Source organism: Pseudomonas sp. Pseusp10 (genome assembly GCF_059492225.1).
Genome location: NZ_CP168528.1, coordinates 3,489,686 through 3,501,859 on the forward strand (window position 1 = coordinate 3,489,686; position 12,174 = coordinate 3,501,859).

10 protein-coding genes and 1 pseudogene are annotated in these 12,174 nt (G+C 57.9%); 6 read left to right on the forward strand and 5 right to left on the reverse strand.

Features of this window, described 5'->3' with window-relative positions; genetic code table 11:
• Positions 1 to 56 precede the first annotated feature (56 nt).
• From ACEN8Z_RS15750 to ACEN8Z_RS15770, 5 genes are all read left to right on the forward strand, one after another.
• Positions 57 to 494: a GFA family protein gene (locus ACEN8Z_RS15750; RefSeq protein ID WP_495598136.1), complete on the forward strand. Its 438-nt coding sequence runs from the start codon at positions 57 to 59 to the stop codon at positions 492 to 494.
• A gap of 224 nt (positions 495 to 718) precedes the next feature.
• On the forward strand, positions 719 to 1,591 hold the full coding sequence (locus ACEN8Z_RS15755; RefSeq protein ID WP_495594783.1) for a DNA/RNA non-specific endonuclease: 873 nt from the start codon (positions 719 to 721) through the stop codon (positions 1,589 to 1,591).
• A gap of 250 nt (positions 1,592 to 1,841) precedes the next feature.
• The gene (gene speF / locus ACEN8Z_RS15760) at positions 1,842 to 4,025 is read left to right on the forward strand and encodes an ornithine decarboxylase SpeF (RefSeq protein ID WP_495594784.1); all 2,184 of its coding nucleotides are present in this window, start codon (positions 1,842 to 1,844) and stop codon (positions 4,023 to 4,025) included.
• Positions 4,026 to 4,157: 132 nt separating this feature from the next.
• Entirely contained in the window at positions 4,158 to 5,498 is a 1,341-nt protein-coding gene (gene potE, locus ACEN8Z_RS15765) for a putrescine-ornithine antiporter (RefSeq protein ID WP_442100570.1), read from the forward strand.
• Between the two features lie 48 nt (positions 5,499 to 5,546).
• Positions 5,547 to 6,452, forward strand: coding sequence for an amino acid ABC transporter substrate-binding protein (locus tag ACEN8Z_RS15770; RefSeq protein WP_495594785.1), 906 nt, complete (start codon positions 5,547 to 5,549; stop codon positions 6,450 to 6,452).
• Between the two features lie 217 nt (positions 6,453 to 6,669).
• Here ACEN8Z_RS15770 and ACEN8Z_RS15775 read toward each other — a convergent pair whose 3' ends face one another.
• From ACEN8Z_RS15775 to ACEN8Z_RS15785, 3 genes and pseudogenes are all read right to left on the reverse strand, one after another.
• Positions 6,670 to 7,701, reverse strand: a complete 1,032-nt coding sequence (locus ACEN8Z_RS15775; RefSeq protein WP_495598137.1) for a methyl-accepting chemotaxis protein — start codon at positions 7,699 to 7,701, stop codon at positions 6,670 to 6,672.
• A 255-nt stretch (positions 7,702 to 7,956) separates the two neighbouring features.
• Positions 7,957 to 8,235: pseudogene (locus ACEN8Z_RS15780) on the reverse strand (PAS domain-containing protein); the annotation flags it as partial.
• Between the two features lie 332 nt (positions 8,236 to 8,567).
• Positions 8,568 to 9,905 (reverse strand): MFS transporter, encoded by a 1,338-nt coding sequence (locus tag ACEN8Z_RS15785; protein WP_495594786.1) that lies wholly within the window; start codon positions 9,903 to 9,905, stop codon positions 8,568 to 8,570.
• Positions 9,906 to 10,164: 259 nt separating this feature from the next.
• Here ACEN8Z_RS15785 and ACEN8Z_RS15790 point away from each other — a divergent pair, with 259 nt between their 5' ends.
• Positions 10,165 to 10,731 carry a nucleotidyltransferase family protein gene (locus ACEN8Z_RS15790; RefSeq protein ID WP_495594787.1) on the forward strand — a complete coding sequence of 189 codons (567 nt, stop codon included), beginning with the start codon at positions 10,165 to 10,167 and terminating at the stop codon, positions 10,729 to 10,731.
• A 241-nt stretch (positions 10,732 to 10,972) separates the two neighbouring features.
• On the opposite strand, the gene ACEN8Z_RS15795 is transcribed toward ACEN8Z_RS15790, so the two are convergent.
• Both ACEN8Z_RS15795 and ACEN8Z_RS15800 read right to left on the reverse strand, forming a co-directional pair.
• Positions 10,973 to 11,179, reverse strand: a complete 207-nt coding sequence (locus ACEN8Z_RS15795; RefSeq protein WP_007996679.1) for a co-regulatory protein PtrA N-terminal domain-containing protein — start codon at positions 11,177 to 11,179, stop codon at positions 10,973 to 10,975.
• 81 nt (positions 11,180 to 11,260) lie between these two features.
• On the reverse strand, positions 11,261 to 11,914 hold the full coding sequence (locus ACEN8Z_RS15800) for a hypothetical protein (RefSeq protein ID WP_495594788.1): 654 nt from the start codon (positions 11,912 to 11,914) through the stop codon (positions 11,261 to 11,263).
• Positions 11,915 to 12,174: the final 260 nt, after the last annotated feature.

The window sequence follows — 12,174 nt, forward strand, 5'->3', positions numbered from 1 at the left end:
TACCGGCATTCAAGCCGGCAAGTAACCCGGTGAATCGTTCTTCAATGGAGAGACACATGACATCAGGACAATGTCTTTGCGGGGCTGTACGTTTTTCCCTGGCGATTGAACCACGATTTTTTTATCGCTGCCATTGCACCCTGTGCCGCAAGCAAACCGGGGTTGGCCATAATCTCGCCACGCTGGTCAAGGCGTGCGACTTTCGCTGGGACGAAGGGCAAGGTGCGATCACCAGTTGGCGCAAGCCCAGCGGCTACAGGAATGACTTTTGCTCGCAGTGTGGCTCGACCGTGCCCAATCCTCTTCGCGAGTCGCCTTACTTCTGGATTCCGCTTGGACTTCTCGATGTCGAGTTGGACATGGAGTGCGTTGGCGATTTCTGCACCGATGACGCGATGCCATGGGACGAACACCGTTCGGAAAAAAGTCACTGCGCAGCCCCGGATTCACTTGGGTTTATTCTGCATGAGCTCCAGATCGACACTGGCGAATAGAATCTGAGAGTTGTCAGGCACTTACATGTCCTGGCATGGTCAATAAACCGCGTTCGACCCTCGGCGGTCGAACTGCCTGGAACCGACCGGCTCCGCATCGGTAATTTGATCAAGGACAGCGAAAGCATGCTCGCCGCCACATAACCCGCAACTGCCTCCACCCGGTTCCGTGAATCGGGACTCTCCGTACGTTTACCCCTTAATTCCTTTCGAAGATTTAACCCATGTACCTACGCAAAATTGCAGTTGGGCTGTCGGCCCTTGTTTTGCTCTCGCCCGGGGTGCAAGCCCGTGGTCTGCTGGACCTCCTCAAACCGCCTTCCGCGCAACACGAACAAGCGTCCCGCTCGGGCTCGATCAGCCAGAACGCGGCCCTGGAACTTTATTCAAGCAAACAGAAACAGGCATCCTTCGATGGCTGTGCAGATCTGTTCCCGGCAGCGAAACCGATCAACACGGCTACTGTGCCGGCAACCATGAAGCCCCTGGCGCTGTGTTCCGACAACTTCGCGGTGCTGTACTCGCAAACCAGCAAGACCCCGCTGGTGGTGGTCGAACGCCTGAATGCGGCCCAGTTGCAGGATGCCAAAGGGGAGGAGCGCACCAACCAGTTCTACCCGGACCCACGCATTCCCAAGAGTGGGCGCGCTGAGTTGAGCGACTACCGCAGCCAGCACCCGGCCGTGGACCGTGGCCATCAATCCCCGGCAGCCGATGCCCCGAACCCCAATGCAATGGCCCAATCCTTTGCGCTGTCGAACATGGTGCCGCAAGACCCCACCAACAACCGCAAGATCTGGAGCAAGGTCGAGTCTGATGTCCGAAAGTTTGCCAAGCGCGCCGGTGGCAACGTGTTTGTCTTTACCGGCCCGCTCTTTGACCCGGGTCACTCCACCATCGGCGACAACCAGGTCTGGGTGCCGACGCGACTGTACAAGCTGGTGTACGACGCATCGTCCAAACGTGCCTGGGCCTACGTGCTGCCTAACGCGCAAACCCGTATCGAGAAGCCGATGGACTATGAGACGTTCGTGAAGAGCACCGGGCTCAACTTGCTCGGGAACCTGCCCGTCACAGGTTCCGCAGGGCGCATCTGATGGCTGGATGAGCAGCACCCCAAAGGTTGGATGCAACTGATGGGGTGCTTCATCCACAGTTAAGCGTTGTGCGTGATCGTTGAGGATTAATGCCTTTGGATGAATCTGCATTAAAAATTCGGCAGGAAGTAACTAATTGTAAAAATGAACTATACCCAATAAGGCAATCGCTCCTGACCCCGGGACTTGATGCCACTAACGAAACGCGTCCCAGGAACTTCAACGTCATGCAGACTGAGAGATTCTGGTTATGAATGCCTTGAAAATCGCTGCCAGCGATGCGGTTAGAACTTGCTTTCGTAATTCCCGTGAAATCGTCCGGCTCGATCAGACTGACTTTACCGATGTCGCGGTTGCCGTGCTCTCGGTAGAGGACTTGGCAGCAGGGGCGCTGGACTCCATCAAGCGGACGGGGTTCGACATCCCGATTTTCCTGGTGGCCTCTCAGGGTCGCAGTAATCGCTCCCTGGAGGTCTACAAGCAACTGCAGGATGTCATCCTGCAGGTCAATGGTGTCTTCGACTTGTCCGGCAATAATGCCGAGTACTACGGCAACCAGTTGGAAACAGCGGCCAATGCCTATGAAGAAAGCTTGTTGCCGCCGTTCTTCGATTCGCTCAAACACTACACCGAAGCGGCCAACGCGACCTTCGCCTGCCCCGGCCACCAGGGTGGCCAGTTCTTTCGCAAACACCCGGCAGGGCGGCAGTTTTTCGACTTCTTCGGCGAGACGCTGTTTCGCGCCGACATGTGCAACGCCGACGTCAAACTCGGCGACCTGCTGATCCACGAAGGTCCGGCGCTGCTGGCGCAAAAACACGCCGCGCAAGTGTTCAACGCCGACAAGACCTACTTCGTGCTCAATGGCACCTCGGCGTCGAACAAGGTAGTGACCAACGCCCTGTTGACCCCGGGCGATCTGGTGCTGTTCGACCGCAACAATCACAAGTCCAATCACCAGGGCGCACTGTTGCAGGCCGGGGCGACGCCGGTGTATCTGGAAACCGCGCGCAACCCTTACGGCTTCATCGGCGGGATCGACGCCCACTGTTTCGAAGAGGACTACCTGCGTGATCTGATTGCCGAGGTCGCCCCGGACAAGGCGCAACTGCCACGACCGTTTCGCCTGGCGATCATTCAACTGGGCACCTATGACGGCACCATCTACAACGCCCGGCAAGTGGTCGACCGCATCGGCAAACTGTGTGACTACATCCTGTTCGACTCGGCGTGGGTCGGCTACGAGCAGTTCATTCCGATGATGAAAGACTGCTCGCCGATGTTGCTCGATCTGGACGAGAACGACCCCGGCATCTTCGTCACTCAATCGGTACACAAACAACAGGCCGGCTTTTCCCAGGCCTCCCAAATCCACAAGAAGGACCGCCACATCAAGGGCCAGGCCCGCTATTGCAACCATCACCGGCTCAACAATGCCTTCATGGCACAGGCCTCAACGAGCCCGTTCTACCCGCTGTTCGCCTCGCTGGATGTCAACGCGCGCATTCACTCCGGCCGCAGTGGCCTGCGCCTGTGGGACGACTGTGTGAAGTTCGGCATCAATGCGCGCAAGCTGATTCTGGAAGCCTGCACCATGGTCCGCCCCTTCGTGCCGGATACCATCGACGGACGCCCATGGCAGGATCATTCGACCGACGCCATTGCCAGCGACATCCGTTTCTTTGAATTCCATCCAAAGGATCGCTGGCATGCCTTTCCCGGTTATGCCGACAAACAGTACTTCATCGACCCCTGCAAGTTGCTGTTCACCACGCCAGGCATCGACCCGGTGGACGGCAGCTACACCGACTTCGGTATTCACGCTGGCATCCTGGCCAACTTCCTGCGCCAGAACGGTATCGTTCCGGAAAAGTGTGACCTCAACTCCATTCTGTTCCTGCTCACCCCGGCCGAAGACTGGGCAAAGATGAGTCACCTGGCGGCCCAGATCGCCCGTTTCGAACGCTTCGTTCAGGACGACGCACCGATGAGCCGGGTGCTGCCGGCGATCTACAACCAGTACGAGGAACGCTACCGCGACTACACCATCCGCAGGCTCTGCCAGGAAATGCACGACCTGTATCGCAGCCATAACGTGCAGCAATTGCAGAAGGACATGTTCCGCAAGGAACACTTCCCGAAAAAGGCCATGAACCCGCAGCAAGCGCAAATCGAGTACATCCGAGGCAATGTCGAACTGGTGCCGTTGGCCGACGCCGATGGTCGCATTGCAGCCGAAGGTGCGTTGCCATACCCGCCGGGTGTGTTGTGCGTGGTGCCCGGGGAGATCTGGGGTGGCGCTGTGCTCAAGTATTTCCTGGCACTGGAGGAGGGCATCAACCGCTTGCCCGGGTTCACGCCGGAACTGCAGGGCGTGTACCTGAAGCAGGAAGGCGGTCGCACCCGGGCGTATGGGTACGTGCTCAAGGCCTGATGCTGCACTGGTTAGAAGCGCCCAACCCAGGAAGTCTACGTGGTCAAGCAGTAAGCATTAGCCCCTGTCCGGTCGCGTGCTGCACGTCGCCAGGTCCAGGTTCAAAACTCTGCAAAAGGCAAGGAGTTTGCGATGGCTGATTCAAGCAAGAAAATGGGCCTGATGGGGCTCACGACGCTGGTAACGGTCAACATGATGGGCTCGGGCATCATCATGTTGCCCACCAATATGGCTCAACTGGGTGCCGTCTCGCTGCTGTCATGGATCTTCACCGCGATCGGTTCGATGGCCATCGCTTACTGCTTTGCCCAGTGCGGGGTCTTCTGCTCGCGTTCTGGCGGCTTGTCCGCCTACACCGAAGAAGCCCATGCGAAGTCGGGTTTTTTCCTCTGCTCGTACCTGTACTTCCTGTCCCTGGCCATCGCCAACGTGGCCGTGGCTATCTCGGCGGTGGGCTACATGACGGCCTTCGTGCCCTGGCTGGGCACGGGTGCCATTCCGCTGTGCATTGGCACGATCGCGCTGATCTGGCTGACCACCTTCGCCAACTTCGGTGGCCCTGGCATCACCGGCAAGATTGGCGCGTTCACGGTGTGGGGGGTGATCATTCCGGTAGCCGGGCTGAGCATCATCGGCTGGTTCTGGTTCAAGCCGGATGTGCTGGCCGCCGCCTGGAACCCTAATAGCCTGGCGATTTCCGAAGCCATTGGCAAAGCCATCCCCCTGACCCTGTGGGCGTTCCTGGGCATGGAATCGGCCGCCCAGGCCACCGATGCCGTGGAAGACCCCAAGCGCAATGTGCCGCTAGCCTGCCTGTTCGGTACCCTCGGGGCAGCGGTGGTCTATGTGCTGTCGACTACCGTCATCCAGGGCATCATTCCTAACGCCGAGCTGGCCAAGTCCTCGGCGCCTTTCGCGCTGGTCTACGCCACGATATTCAGTCCGATGGTGGGCAATATCGTCATGGCCCTGGCGGTCATGGCCTGTGTCGGCTCGCTGCTGGGCTGGCAATTCACCCTGGCGCAAACCGCGAAGATGACGGCTGATCAGGACCTGTTCCTCAAGCTGTTCAGCAAGGTCAACTCGATGAATGCGCCCGTCGTTGGCATGATCGTCTGTGGCGTTCTGCAAACCCTCATGGCCCTGTCGACCATCTCGCCCGACGCCGCCGCGCAGTTCAGCAAGTTGGTCAGCCTGGCCGCGGTCACCAACCTGATTCCCTATATCACTGCGCTGACCGGTCTGCTGGTGATCATGCACAAGGCCGGGGTCTCTTCAGCGATTCGCACGCGTAACGTGGTGGTATTGCTGATTGCCGTAACGTACTCCTTGTATGCCCTGTATGCCTGCGGCAAGGATGCAGTGATGGGCGGCACCCTGGTGCTCGCTGTCGGCTACCTGCTCTATGGATTCCTCGCCAAACGCTTCACCGAAGCGCCACCCGCCAACCAGGCCAGGGCCGGTAATCCTTAGGCGTGGCCACCAGGACTGCACAGACATCTGCATACGGGGAAACCGGACATGAACGTACCATTTGCCACAACCACCAGACTGCTGCTGGCCTTCGCACTCTTGACGCTGCCGCTAGTGGCCGGCGCCAACACCCTTGAGCGGGTGCGCAGCAGCCACACCTTTACCCTGGGCTACTTGCCAGACCTGGCGCCCTTCAGCAAGCAGGAAGGCGACAAGGCCAGCGGTTACGCCATCGACCTGTGCCTGAAAGTCGCCGACAAGCTCAAGAGCGAGCTGGGCCTGCCCGACCTGCAAGTGCACTACCTGCCTGTCAAGATTTCGGACGAGGTCAACGCCGTGAGCCAGGGTAAAGTCGATATCCTCTGCACGCCGACACCGCCCACCCTGGAACGGCGCAAGATGATCAGCTACTCCATACCGATCTACACTGCCGGACTTTCGGTCGTGGTGCGCAACGATGCGGCCGAACCGTTGCTCAATGTGCTCAATGGCAAGGTTGCCAATACCGGACCGACCTGGCGTGCCAGCATCAACAATGGTCTGGCCAACCACACCTACGCGACCCTCGAGGGGGGCGTGACCGAAGACTGGATTCGCGAACGGATGCGCCTGCTCAACGTGATCGCCTCGCTGGTGACCGTGGCCAACATCGACGAGGGCGTCAAGCTGGTCGCCGAGGGCAAGGCCGATGCCTTCTTCTCCGAACGCATGCTGCTGCGAAACGAAATCGCCAAGGAAGGCGCGGCCAGGAACCTGATGCTCCTGGACCGCATCTTCGAGTACTCGCCGGTGGCGATGATCGTGGATCGCAACGACGAAGACTTCCGCCTGCTGGTCGATACGGCCCTCAGTGAAGCCTATTACTCGGGCTTTGTGGAAAAGGCCTACGACCAGTATCTGGGCGGGAGCAACCTTACCGTGAAGAGATTGTTCAGGGTCTATGCATTGCCTTAGTGAAATCGTTGGCAACGGGCCGCCCGCCGACGTATTGCTACTGTAGGAGCGAGCTCGCTCGCGATGGACTCAAGAGCGCCGTGTTCAGCCAGTGAGCACGCGTTATCGTTGATGACCTTCGCGAGCAAGCTCGCTCCTACAGATGATCAGCATCAAATGGCGAGGATCATGGCGAAGTAGCCGAGGAGTACCCAGTGCTGGAATCGCCCTGTCGCTACTAACGGTTAAAACGCTCGGCCAGGCTGTGCAGGTAATCGGCCATGACTTCAAGGTCCTGGCTGATCGCGGCGCCTTGTTTGGCCTGCCCGGCGCTGTGATCACAGAGTTGGGCAATACGCGTGATCTGCTGATTGATGTCTTCAGCCACGTGACTTTGCTCTTCTGACGCCGAGGCCATCTGCTGGCTCATTCCGGTAATCCGGGTGACGGCCTCGCTGATACCGACCAGCGCCGACTGCACCGCCTCGACACGCTGCATGCTTTCGCGGGAAATCTGCTCGCCACGGCTGGCCGTTGACACAGCGCGATCGGCACCGTCGTACAGAGACGCAATGATGCCGTGGATCTGTTCGGTGGAAGTGCGAGTGCGTTGTGCAAGGGAGCGCACCTCGTCGGCAACCACGGCAAAACCGCGACCTTGCTCACCGGCCCGGGCCGCCTCGATCGCCGCGTTCAGCGCCAGCAGGTTGGTCTGTTCGGCGATGGAGGTGATGACATCCACGACACTGCCGATCGATTGCGTTTCACTGGCCAATGCGTTGACCGCCTTGCCGATCTCGTTGACCGCCTCATGCATGGTTTCCATGGCGCTCAGGCTCTGCCGGGCCAGCTCACTGCCCTCACGCGTCAACTGATCAGCCTGCGACGCGGCATGCGCGGTGCTGATGACGTTCTGGGTGACTTGCTGGATGGTGGCGGCCATCTGTGAAATGGCGGCGGCAGACTGATCGGTTTCACTGCGCTGACGATCAAGCGACTGCGCCTGCGAACCGGAGAGTTCGGATGACTGCGCCGCCTTGGCCTTGACATTGACCCCGGCATCGACAAGTCGGCTCAGGGCAGTCTGCAAGCGTGCTTCCTCACTGACCATGGCCATGTCCAGGCGACCCTGGGGGCCATGGTTGTCGCTGTAGGTGAGCGCGACCAATGGATCGGAAAAGGCTTTCGGATGATCGGCCAAGGTACGCTCGATGGCCCTGCGATGCCGTGACTCGATCAGGTACCAGGCAAGACACAGGCTCGCCACCATCAGCCCCTGTGCCGCCGCGCTGGGCAGCCACTGCTCGGCGAACAATGAAACTGCGCCAGTGATCAGCAACGGCCACCCGTGTTGCAGCGGCCGGGAAATCCGTGTGCTCAGCGAAACGATGGGCTTGCCGGCCCGCATCCGTGCATAGAGTGCTGCTGCCCGGCGAACCTGGTTGCGGCTGGGCAGCGAACGAACCGACTCGTAACCACTCAGGCGTCCGTTTTCATAGATGGGTGTGACGTAGGCACTGACCCAATAGAAATCACCATTTTTCGCGCGGTTTTTCACAATGCCCATCCAGGGTTTGCCTTGCTTGATGGTGTGCCACATGTGAATGAATACCCCGGGAGGCATGTCGGGGTGTCGAACCAGGTTATGGGGCTGGCCCACCAATTCGTCGTAGGTGAAACCACTGATGGCAACAAAGGCGTCATTGCAGTAGGTGATCCGGCTATCGAGATCGGTCGTGGAGATCAATCGTTGTTCGGCGGGAAATACTCTTTCATGCTCGGTTACGGGCAAATTCACGCGCATACGATGCGACCCCTCGGATTATTATTATGATGTTGAGCCTATGAACCAGAACGGGCCCGCCGTCAGATCACAGGATTCAACGCGTGCGGGCCCGAAGAGGAATTTATGGAGGGGGGAGGCTGACGGCCATTCATTCGACGACAATTTCTTTTCACTTCATGACAAGTCCACGATATGGGTGTGGAATCATGCGTGACGTCGAATTGAGTGAGTTCCGGGGCGCGAAAGCGCGGGTGGCGTTGTGCAGCAGGCCGCGCCGAAGAAAAGGTGCAGGACATCGGGCGGCAAGCCCGGTGGAGCGCCGGGCTGCGGGCTTGAGACCGTTTGGTGTTTCACACGGCAGCGTTCACTCTTGCGCCTTTCTCCTGTGACGCAACCTCATGCAGGGAAATCCTCGAAGTCTCCGGTAATGCCAGGCCACCCGCCAGCGCGAGCAATGCAATCGCGATCAGATAGAACGCTGGCGACAAGTTGCTGCCGGTGGTGCTGATCAGCCACGTCGCCACCAGCGGCGCGGTGCCGCCGAAAAGGGTATACGCCATGTTGTAGGTGATCGCCGAGGCGGTGTAGCGAGTACGGGTAGGGAAGGTTTCCGAGAGCAAGGCCGCCGTCACCACGCCACACAGCACCGCGCCAATCGCCAGGAGCATGACGCCGACGATGGACGCTGCGAACGAGCCGGAGCTGGCCATCAGGAACGATGGATACACGGTCACAATCAACAATGCGCAAGCCGTCATCACCGTCATTCGACGCCCGACCCGGTCCGAATACAGGCCGGCCAGCGGGCAGATCGCCGCAGCGAACAGCAATGCAATCAGCGACACCAGCAACGCTGTGGCGCGACTCAGGCCACCCGCGACTTGCAGGTAGGTAGCGAAGTAAGTGGTGAACATATAAAACGAGAGTGCCGTGAGTGACACAAAGGCACCCAGACAACAGATAGCCGCACCATGGTTGCGCAAGGTTTCCTTGAGTGGGGAGTGTGCGACTGCATGTTCCTGAGTCACTGCCTGGAATGCCGGCGTCTCATCGAGCTTCCAGCGCAAGTAAAGACCCACCAGGCCCAGGGGCGCGGCAATCAGGAACGGCAGGCGCCAACCCCAAGTGCCCATCGCTTCGGCCGACAATGACGCCTCGAGTGCGTAGGCCACCACGGCTGCTGCGGCGAAGGCGGAAAATGTCGACACCGGAATAAAGCTTCCGTACCAGGCACGTTTGTCACTCGGTGCATGCTCCATCAGGTAGGCACAGGCACCTGCATATTCTCCCCCGGCGGAAAAGCCCTGGGCGCAACGGATCAAGGACAGAAGAATCGGCGCCATGACCCCGATCGCCGCATAAGTGGGCAGCAGACCGATCAAGGTCGTCGCACCGGCCATCAGCAGAATCGTCATCGCCAGGGTTCGCTTGCGGCCGATCCTGTCGCCCAGCATGCCGAAGAAAATTCCGCCAAGGGGCCGAAACGCAAAGGCTACGGCGAATACCGCAAAGGTCTTGAGCAAAGCTGCACTGGCATCGCCACTGGGGAAAAATTGCTGGGCGATGGTCGTGGCCAAAAAGCCATAGACGGCGAAGTCGAACCACTCGACGAAATTGCCGATGCCGGCGGCCACAATCACTCTTCTCAGCGTTCTTGGGCTGACTTGTTCCATAGTTGCGCTCGTCATGCTTGACCTCGACAATTCGTCAGTAAGCTATCGATTATCGGGGCAGGCACTGAGGCGGCTCACTTCAAAAGTGTCATCCATATAGTCAGGACCGACTTCATGTCGTTGAATGACGCATGATTTGCGCCAGATTCGCCGATAGTCGCGGGTTGCGAAGGGCGCTATTGACTGAGGGTGATCAAAGGGGGGGGGCGCCAATGTATAAAGCGTTGGGGCGTATTGTTGGTCGCCAGGATTAGATCAATCAGAAGGGATGAAGATGACATTGACTGTCGAAAGCCTGGTCAGGATCGCAATGACCAATCCAGTAAACGCAGAAATTTCCACTCGCTTGCCTGAGCTCGGTTTGAACCAATGCATGCTCACGGCCGGTTGCTTGTTCCAGGCCGTGTGGAATCACCAGTCACAGCGACCGGCCGGTTGGGGAGTGAAGGATTACGACGTCTTTTACTTCGATGATGATCTGTCCTGGGAAACAGAGAATGAGGTCATCCAGTCAGGTCAGCGTCTGTTCAACGACCTCGATGTGAACGTCGAGATCAAGAATCAGGCTCGCGTTCACCTGTGGTACAGCCAGCGGTTCGGCGGGGATTATCCTCAGCTTCAGTCGGCCAGAGACGGGATCGATCGCTACCTGGTTGCCGGTACCTGCATGGGATTGGATGTTGAAACGGGCGAGGTCTATGCGCCCAACGGCCTGGCCGACACAGAGCACGGGTTACTTCGAATCAATCCAAAGAATCCCAGGCCGGACTTGTTCGGTCAGAAGGCGAAAAGTTATCAGGCTCGCTGGCCTTGGCTCAGGATCGTAGAGCTCCAAAGTTGAATTGGAGCGAGGGGAGTTTACCGATGGAGCGATTTTTTGCAGATGAAAGCCGATTTCTGCTCGTAACGAAGGGCTGCAAACGAAGCAGCCCTTCGCGAAAGGCTGCTTACGAATTTGGATTCAACAGACTGGATTGCGTGTAAGCGGCATCTCGGTCAGACCGGCGCCAGCAGCACCGTGGGTGCTGCATTTGAGGCTTGAGGCCGCATATTTCTGCCGGCCTGGGGACGCGCTACACCGATCAGCCGTTGGTGCGATCGGCTGCCTTGGCTTTGCTTTGAGCGACAGCAGCTTCAGCCTTCTGTTTCTGTGCAACCTGGTAGGTTTCCATCGAGACTTTCCGGGCCGACTCCATGCGTGCGAAGGTCCGGTCACCGCCACCTGTGGCCATCGCCAGAGAAGAAGCGGTCAGAGTGGCGACTACGAAGAGAACTTTCATGGATTTCATTTGGGTATCCTCAAGTGAGATTTGTTAACAGTTAAAGCGGAATTCTTTTGCTAGAGCTGAACTTCCTTGTTCAACCTGGATTCACCAGCCAGCCAGGGCGGCGTTTCCTGTTTTCCAGGTGCCTTGTTCCATGCGCGCTTCGGCGTCTCTGTTTTTTGCCCAGGTGGTGAGCAGTACCATCATTGCGAATCCACCGACGATGAGAACCGGATAGGCTGCCAGCAACTCCACCAGCGAGTACTTCCAGGCCAGCGGACGACCAACACCCAGCATGGCGGCATAGAACCACGACACGCCAGAGAGCGCACCGGAGAACAGCGCCAGCATGCGCAGGTTGAAAGAAAGTTTGAGTAACGAACCGGCTTTTTTCAGCGCCGGCAATACAGCGCTATGCAACAGGAAACCGTTAAAGGTCAACAGCACAACGATGCCGATTTTGGCTTGCAATTTTGGATTGAGGAAATACTCCATCCCCTTGCCGGCATAATCGATCCCGACAATACCAATGCCCGTGATCCAAAGAGCTACAAGTGCAAGCGATACGGTTTTCTGAAGACTTTCCATGTGCGCGTCATCATGGTGACCTGATGCATCTCCCTTCAGGAGTTGCTTGACCATTGCAATGTCACTGGTCAAAACCAGCCCGATTGCCACACAGCAGGCGATAAGATGGAAATATACAACGCCCAAGCGCAAATATTCCCCGGCTGGTGAAGAAAGAATACTAAGTAACATGACTACCTCTTTGTTCAAACAGTGAATCAACCTGACTTTCAGGACGGCTTGATTAGAGTTTGCCGTTGCTCACTGAAGTTATGATCCAGCAGTTTCAATTGAATTATCTTGCGGCATCACGCTGGCAAGATAAAAGCGAGCTTCTCGAATGAACTTTTAATCATTCGATCATGTCCATTTTCAGGTAATAAAAAACCTCATTTTCGCACTTGGTGCATATGAGGTTTAACTTCCGCTTCTGGGGTCAGGTGAGGATCAGT

What these genes read in the sequence shown, in the direction of transcription:
- potE (WP_442100570.1), top strand. Translation starts at nt 4,158, where the DNA reads ATGGCTGATTCAAGCAAGAAAATGGGCCTGATGGGGCTCACGACGCTG.
- ACEN8Z_RS15770 (WP_495594785.1), top strand. Translation starts at nt 5,547, where the DNA reads ATGAACGTACCATTTGCCACAACCACCAGACTGCTGCTGGCCTTCGCA.
- speF (WP_495594784.1), top strand. Translation starts at nt 1,842, where the DNA reads ATGAATGCCTTGAAAATCGCTGCCAGCGATGCGGTTAGAACTTGCTTT.
- ACEN8Z_RS15750 (WP_495598136.1), top strand. Translation starts at nt 57, where the DNA reads ATGACATCAGGACAATGTCTTTGCGGGGCTGTACGTTTTTCCCTGGCG.
- ACEN8Z_RS15795 (WP_007996679.1), bottom strand. Translation starts at nt 11,179, where the DNA reads ATGAAATCCATGAAAGTTCTCTTCGTAGTCGCCACTCTGACCGCTTCT.
- ACEN8Z_RS15775 (WP_495598137.1), bottom strand. Translation starts at nt 7,701, where the DNA reads ATGGTGGCGAGCCTGTGTCTTGCCTGGTACCTGATCGAGTCACGGCAT.
- ACEN8Z_RS15800 (WP_495594788.1), bottom strand. Translation starts at nt 11,914, where the DNA reads ATGTTACTTAGTATTCTTTCTTCACCAGCCGGGGAATATTTGCGCTTG.
- ACEN8Z_RS15785 (WP_495594786.1), bottom strand. Translation starts at nt 9,905, where the DNA reads ATGACGAGCGCAACTATGGAACAAGTCAGCCCAAGAACGCTGAGAAGA.
- ACEN8Z_RS15790 (WP_495594787.1), top strand. Translation starts at nt 10,165, where the DNA reads ATGACATTGACTGTCGAAAGCCTGGTCAGGATCGCAATGACCAATCCA.
- ACEN8Z_RS15755 (WP_495594783.1), top strand. Translation starts at nt 719, where the DNA reads ATGTACCTACGCAAAATTGCAGTTGGGCTGTCGGCCCTTGTTTTGCTC.